4 protein-coding genes and 1 pseudogene are annotated in these 6,435 nt (G+C 72.8%); 4 read left to right on the top strand and 1 reads right to left on the bottom strand.

What is annotated here, in order from left to right; all coding sequences use genetic code 11:
* Positions 1-312 precede the first annotated feature (312 nt).
* On the top strand, positions 313-1,725 hold the full coding sequence (locus ACWGI8_RS36775; protein WP_453667781.1) for an FAD-dependent oxidoreductase: 1,413 nt from the start codon (positions 313-315) through the stop codon (positions 1,723-1,725).
* Positions 1,726-1,767: 42 nt separating this feature from the next.
* Here the strand turns inward: ACWGI8_RS36775 and ACWGI8_RS36770 are convergent, their stop codons facing one another.
* Positions 1,768-2,682, bottom strand: a complete 915-nt coding sequence (locus ACWGI8_RS36770) for a LysR family transcriptional regulator (RefSeq protein ID WP_453667780.1) — start codon at positions 2,680-2,682, stop codon at positions 1,768-1,770.
* 234 nt (positions 2,683-2,916) lie between these two features.
* On the opposite strand from ACWGI8_RS36770, the gene ACWGI8_RS36765 reads away from it, so the two are divergent.
* The 3 genes and pseudogenes from ACWGI8_RS36765 (at position 2,917) to pip (ending at position 6,298) form a co-directional block, all read left to right on the top strand.
* Complete coding sequence (locus ACWGI8_RS36765) at positions 2,917-3,954, top strand: pyridoxal-phosphate dependent enzyme (protein ID WP_453667779.1); 1,038 nt, start codon at positions 2,917-2,919, stop codon at positions 3,952-3,954.
* Positions 3,951-5,252, top strand: coding sequence for a hydantoinase/carbamoylase family amidase (locus ACWGI8_RS36760; protein ID WP_453667778.1), 1,302 nt, complete (start codon positions 3,951-3,953; stop codon positions 5,250-5,252). The genes ACWGI8_RS36765 and ACWGI8_RS36760 overlap by 4 nt, the downstream gene beginning before the upstream one ends.
* A 76-nt stretch (positions 5,253-5,328) precedes the next feature.
* Positions 5,329-6,298, top strand: a pseudogene (gene pip / locus ACWGI8_RS36755) (prolyl aminopeptidase).
* The last annotated feature ends 137 nt before the right edge of the window (positions 6,299-6,435 follow it).

The raw sequence follows: 6,435 nt of genomic DNA, 5'->3' as shown, positions 1-6,435 counted from the left end.
TGTCGGAGTCGCCCAAGTACGCCCAGTACGAGGGCGATCCTCCGCCTTGCGATGCACCGCATCTGACGCCGCGGTCTGTTCCTCGAAGATCGCCCGGACAGGACCTAGGGATTTCTTCGGATCTCGCCGGATCGAGTACGGCCTCGACGACAGCCGCGCCCCTCACGTCGACCTGCACCGTGACGAGGCCGCCTACCACATCGAGCGCCTCCGGCCAGGCCCTCGTGATCTTCCGGGCCGCGACCGGGAATACTGGTCAGTCCTGGATCTACTCACTGACCATGAGGGGCGGACACGGTGAACCATGCGCAGGTGAACGGAAGTTGGAGGCGGGGCGCGGATGGGCGCCATGCCGTCGTCATCGGAGGCAGCCTCGCGGGACTGCTCGCGGCGCACGTGCTCGCCGAGCACGCCGACAAGGTGACGATCGTCGAGCGCGACCGCTTCCCGGAGAGTCCCCAGCCGCGCGCCGGCGTACCGCACGGCCGGCACGCCCATGTGCTGCTGGAGGGCGGACAGCTCGCGCTGGACTCGTTGCTGCCGGGATTCATGGCCGAGCTGAGGACGGCGGGCTCGCCCCGGGTCGGCATGCCGTCGGACATGGTGCAGTGGAGTGACGGCTGGTTCCGGCGCTCGGCGCCGACGACGCACATCTACACCGGTACCCGCGCCCAGATCGAGCATCTGGTGCGCGAGCGGGTGCTGGCCAACCCGGTGATCACGAGGGCCGAGTCGACGGACGCCGTCGGGCTCGTCGGCGATGCCTCGCGGGTGCGGGGAGTGCTGCTGCGCGAGCGCGGCGACGGGGCGCGGGCCGGCCGCGCGGAACCGCACACTCTCGAAGCCGACCTGGTCGTGGACGCGTCGGGCCGCGGTTCGCGTGCCCCGCAGTGGCTGAGTGCGATCGGTGCCGAGCCACCGCAGGAGGAGACGATCGACACCGGTCTCGCCTACACCTCACGCATCTACCGCAACACGAGCAAGAACCTGGGCACCGAATCCCTCGCGTACTGGTTCTACCCGAACCCGTCCCAGGTGTACGGAGGCGGCGTACTGCCCCTGGAGGACGGCACCCATCTCGTCATCTTCTCGGGCCTGCGCGGCCAGGAACCTCCCACGGACGAGGCCGGGTTCACCGCGTTCGCGGCCCGCATGCCGCACCCCTACTTCCATGAGTGGCTGCTGGGTGCCGAGCCGCAGACGGCGCCGTACGGCTTCCGGTCGACATCGAACGTGCGGCGCCGGTACGACCGCCCGGGCCGCCGGCCGGCCGGATTCCTGGCGACGGGCGACGCGCTGTGCACCTTCAACCCGATCTACGGGCAGGGCATGTCGGTCGCCGCGATGAGCGCCGTGGCACTGCGCGACGCGCTGGGTGATCAGCGTCGTACGCCGACGACGCGGCGGGTCCAGCAGGCACTGTTCGACGCCTCACGCCAGGCCTGGGACATCTCCGCGGGCGCGGACAGGAAGATGCCGGGCGCGGTGGGCAGCGCGGTGACCGAGCGGGCCGTGGACCGTCCCGCCGCCTGGTACCTGAGCCGCGTCCAGCAGCGGTACCCGGGCGACCCCGACGTCGTGGGCCCGGTCTTCCGTTCCGTACTGACGCTGACCACGCCGCTCACCGCACTGTTCGCGCCGAAGGTCGCTCGCGCGGTGCTGTTCGGCCCGGTCCCCGAGACGCCCACCGAGCCGCCGATGGAGCGGGAGCCGGCAGTCGGCTGACGCCTCGTCAGGGGTCGGCTGCCGTGCTGACGGCCGGCCCCGTCACGCGGGCGGGGCGGTGGCCCGGCGTGCGGACTCCTGAAGGGCCGCGCGGCAAGCCACGACGGCGGGGTGGCGGCTGCCACCGCTGCGGACGGCGGTGAATATACGGCGCGAGGCGCGGCCGCTGGGCAGGTCCCGCAGAGGGACGGTCGGGGTGCGGCCGTGCCAGACGAGATCCGGGAGCAGCGCGGCGGCGTGGCCCTCCTCGACCAGCCGCAGATGGAGCAGCAGGTCCGTGGATTCGTACCGTACGTCCGGCTCGAAACCGGCGTCGCGGCACAGCGCCAGCGCCCACTGACGGGCGACGGTGCCTTCCGGCTCCATCACCCACGGATGCGCGGCGAGCCTCCGCAGCGCCTGCTGTGGTTCGCCGGGGTCACCGGGGCCCGGCAGGGCGAGGCGGAGCGTGTCCGTGCACAGCTCCTCCTGCTCGATCCGGTCGGGGCGCGGGCCGGGGCTGCCCGGGTACTCCTCGCCGACCACCAGATCGAAGTCGCGTGCGAGCAGGGCGGGAAGGGCCGTCTCCGGCTCCAACTGGGTGACGTGGACGCGGAGTCGGGGATGCGAGGCCTGGATCAGGGTCAGCGCGGCCGGGACGAGGGCGAGCGCCGCCGTCTGGAAGGAGGCGATGCGCAAGGTGCCCGTGAGCTCGGCGAGCGAGGTCGCGATGTCCGCCTCGGCCTGTTCGAGCCGCTCCAGCAGGGCTTCGGTGTGGGCGACGAGGATCTCGGCCTGCGGCGTCAGCCGCACGCGCCGGCCGACCGGCTCCAGCAGCGGCACTCCCACCCCCGATTCCAGCTGGGCGAGCTGCTGCGACACGGAGGAGGGGCTGTACGCGAGTGCGGCGGCCACCGCCGCCAGGGTGCCGCGGTGCTTCAGCTCACGCAGCAGACGCAGCCGGTGCAGATCAAGCATCGGATCCTCCGCCCCAGGGATCGACCGTTCGGATTTCCCGATGAGTATTGCTCGGAAACATTCGCTGGACCAAAGAGACCTGGTCCCGGCACGGTGGTGACGTGACAGAGAACGCTTCCACCGCCCCCCCTGGGCTGGTACGTACGGCCCGAGGCCAGGACCTGGCGCTGTGACCCTGCTCCCGCCGGGATCGCGGCCTTCCACGCCGGGCTCCCCGGCTACTCCCCCACCCCGTTGACCGAACTCCCCGGTCTGGCAGGCGAACTGGGCGTGGGAAGGGTGTTCGCCAAGGACGAGTCGGCGCGGCTCGGGCTCGCCGCCTTCAAGGCGCTCGGCGCGTCCTGGGCGGTCCACCGGCTGCTCGGCAGACATCGCGGGCTCGATGGCGAAGAGCCCCGGACCGACGGCGCGGCGCTTCGGCGCGACGGCGGACCTCTGGTGCTCGTCACCGCGACGGACGGCAATCACGGGCGCGCCCTCGCCCGGATGGCCCGGCAGTCCGGGCAGCACGCCCGGGTGTTCGTCGCCGGCGGGGTGCACCCGGCCGCCACGGCCGCCATCGAGGCCGAGGGCGCGGAGGTCGTCCAGGTCCCAGGCAGTTACGACGCGGCCGTCGCCCGCGCGGCAGAAGCCGCCGCGGAACCGGGCTCCGTCCTGGTCCAGGACATGGCCTGGCCCGGTTACGAGGAGATCCCCGGCTGGATCGTCGAGGGGTACTCCACTCTGTTCACCGAGACCGACGCCCAACTGCGGGACGCCGGAGCAGGACCGGCCGGGCTGGTGTCCGTGCCCGCCGGAGTGGGTTCCCTGGCCCAGGCGGCCGTCACCCACTACCGCAGCCGGGCGACGGGACCCTCGCCCGCGCTGCTCACCGTCGAACCGGACACCGCGGCGTCCATACTGGCCTCCCTCAGCGCGGGGCGGCCGGCCACCGTGGAGACCGGTTCCACCACCATGGCGGGTCTCAACTGCGGCACAGCCTCCTCCCTCGCCTGGCCGGTGCTCCGCGACGGCCTCGACGCCGCGGTCGCCGTCGGCGACCCGGACGCGGACCTGGCCGCACGCGACCTGGCCGCCCTCGGTGTGCCCGCGGGTCCCTGCGGGGCCGCGTCGCTCGCCGGGGTCCGCGCCGCGCTGACCGGGCCCGGCGCCGCCGGGCGCAGGGCCGCGCTCGGCGCGGGGCCCGGCACCACCGTCGTACTGCTCTGCACGGAGGGCAGCACGGCCAACCCCCACTCCCTCCCCCACCAGCCCGAGGCGACGGCACGATGACCACCACGGCCAACGTCACTACGAGCGCGGACGTTCCCGCCGAGCCCGTCACCGTCGACCAGGACCGGCTGTGGCAGTCCCTGATGGACCTCGCCACCGTCGGCGCGTACGACGACGAACGCACCGGGCTGCGCGGCGTCAACCGGCTCGCCCTCACCGACGCCGACGCGGCCGGACGGCGGCTCGTCATCTCATGGATGGAGCAAGCGGGTCTTGAGGTCCGCGTCGACCGCATGGGCAACATCTACGGCCGCCGGGCCGGCAGCGACCCGGCCGCCCGCCCCGTGCTCACCGGCTCGCACATCGACAGCGTCGCCACCGCCGGTGCCTTCGACGGCTGCCTCGGCGTCCTGGGCGGCATCGAGGTCGTCCGCACGCTCGTCGAGCGCGGCATCGCGACCCGTCATCCGCTGGAGGTCGCCGTCTTCACCGAGGAGGAAGGCGTCCGCTTCGGGACCGACATGCTCGGCAGCGCGGTCGCCGCGGGCCGGATCCCGCTCGCCGACGCCCATGCGCTGACCGACCGCGACGGCCTGACGCTTGGCCAGGAGCTGGCCCGGACCGGCTTCGCCGGCCCGGCCGACGTGCGGCTGGACCCTCCGCACGCCTATGTGGAGTGCCACATCGAGCAGGGCCCTGTGCTCGCCGGGGCCGGCGCCGCGATCGGGGTCGTCACCGGTGTCCAGGGCATCTCCTGGCAGGAGATCACGCTCCACGGCCGCGCCGCCCACGCGGGCACGACGCCCACCGGGCTGCGGGTCGACGCGGGGCTCGCCGCCGCGCGGATCATCACCCGCCTGCGGGACATGGCCGATTCCGGCGCGTACGGCGAACTGCGCACCACCGTCGGCCATCTGGCCGTCCACCCGGACCTCACCAACATCGTGCCCGCCCGCGCCGAGCTCACGGTCGACCTGCGCAACCCCGACGACACGGCGATGGCCCGGGCCGAGGAGGACCTCGACGCGTTCCTGCGAGCACTGCGGACGCAGCAGCCCGGGCTGAGCGTCTCCACCCGCCGGATGGCGAGGACGAGCCATGTGGCTTTCGACGCGTCCGTCCAACAGAAGATCGCCAGGGCCGCGGACGACCTCGGGCTGCGCCGGCTGTCGCTGCTCTCGGGCGCCGGGCACGACGCCCAGGAGATCGCGGCGCTGTACCCGACCGCCGTGATCTTCGTGCCCGGTGAGTACGACGGGATCAGCCACAATCCCCGTGAGTACTCCACTCCCGAAGCATGCGCCCGAGGTGTCGACGTCCTCGCGACGACGCTGCTCCGGCTCGCCGGGCGGGCCTGAAACTCCGCTGCGGAAGCGGGACGGGGCGCCTACCGTGATCAACTCCGTCCCTTCTTCCCGTACCTGAGGAGCCGTCATGCCCGTGATGTATCCGCCTGTCGAACCGTACGACCAGGGCATGCTCGACACCGGTGACGGCCATCTCGTGTACTGGGAAGTCTGCGGCAATCCGCAGGGCAAGCCCGCTCTCGTCGTGCACGGCGGGCCGGGGTCCGGCTGCACGCCCGGCGTCCGCAGCTACTTCGATCCCGAGCGGTACCGGATCGTCCTGTTCGACCAGCGCGGATGCGGCCGCAGCACACCGCACGCCGGCGATCCCGCCGCGGACCTGACCCACAACACGACGGGGCATCTCCTCGCCGACATGGAACGGCTGCGTGAGCTGCTGGGAATCGACCGCTGGCTGCTGTACGGCGGTTCATGGGGTTCGACGCTGCTGCTCGCATACGCGCAAAGGCACCCGGAGCGTGTGTCGGAGATCGTCGTGAACGGTGTGACCACGACCCGGCGTACGGAGATCGACTGGCTGTACCGCGGTGTGGCGCGCTTCTTCCCACAGGAGTGGGAGCGGTTCCTGGCCGGGGTCCCGGAGGCGGGACGGTACGGCGATCCGGTCGCGGCGTACGCGCGCCGGATGAACGACCCCAACCCCCCGGGTGCGGTCGAAGGCCGCGAACGACTGGTGCGCCTGGGAGGACGCGGTCCTCTCACTGGAGCCGAACGGCGGCCCGGATGCCTACTCCGGCCGTGCCCCGGAGGCCCGGCTGGCGCTCGTGCGGATCGTCACGCACTACTTCTCGCACGGTGCGTGGCTGGAGGAGGGCGCGCTGATCCGCGACGCGGGGCGGCTGGCCGGGATCCCCGGGGTGCTGGTCCACGGGCGGCTCGATCTGTCCAGTCCCCTGTACACGGCATGGGAACTCTGCCGTGCCTGGCCGGACGCACGTCTGGTGACGATCGACGACGCCGGCCACCAGGGCAGCGATGCGGCTCGCGCGGAGGTTCTGCGCGCGCTGGACCGCTTCGCCGGACGGCAGACGGGCTGACGGGCCGACGTCGACGGACTGTCAGGGGCCGCGTGCGGCGGGTCGCGCGGCCGGAAGACACGCACCGGACCCCAGGGGGGTGTCCTGTGGATCGGGCCGGACAGCGAGCGGGGTCCGGTGCATGGGGTCTCCCCAGG

Source organism: Streptomyces sp. NPDC054841, from assembly GCF_053611045.1.
Note: the sequence above shows the minus strand (reverse complement) of the source record. Positions and strands in the feature narration are given on the sequence as shown.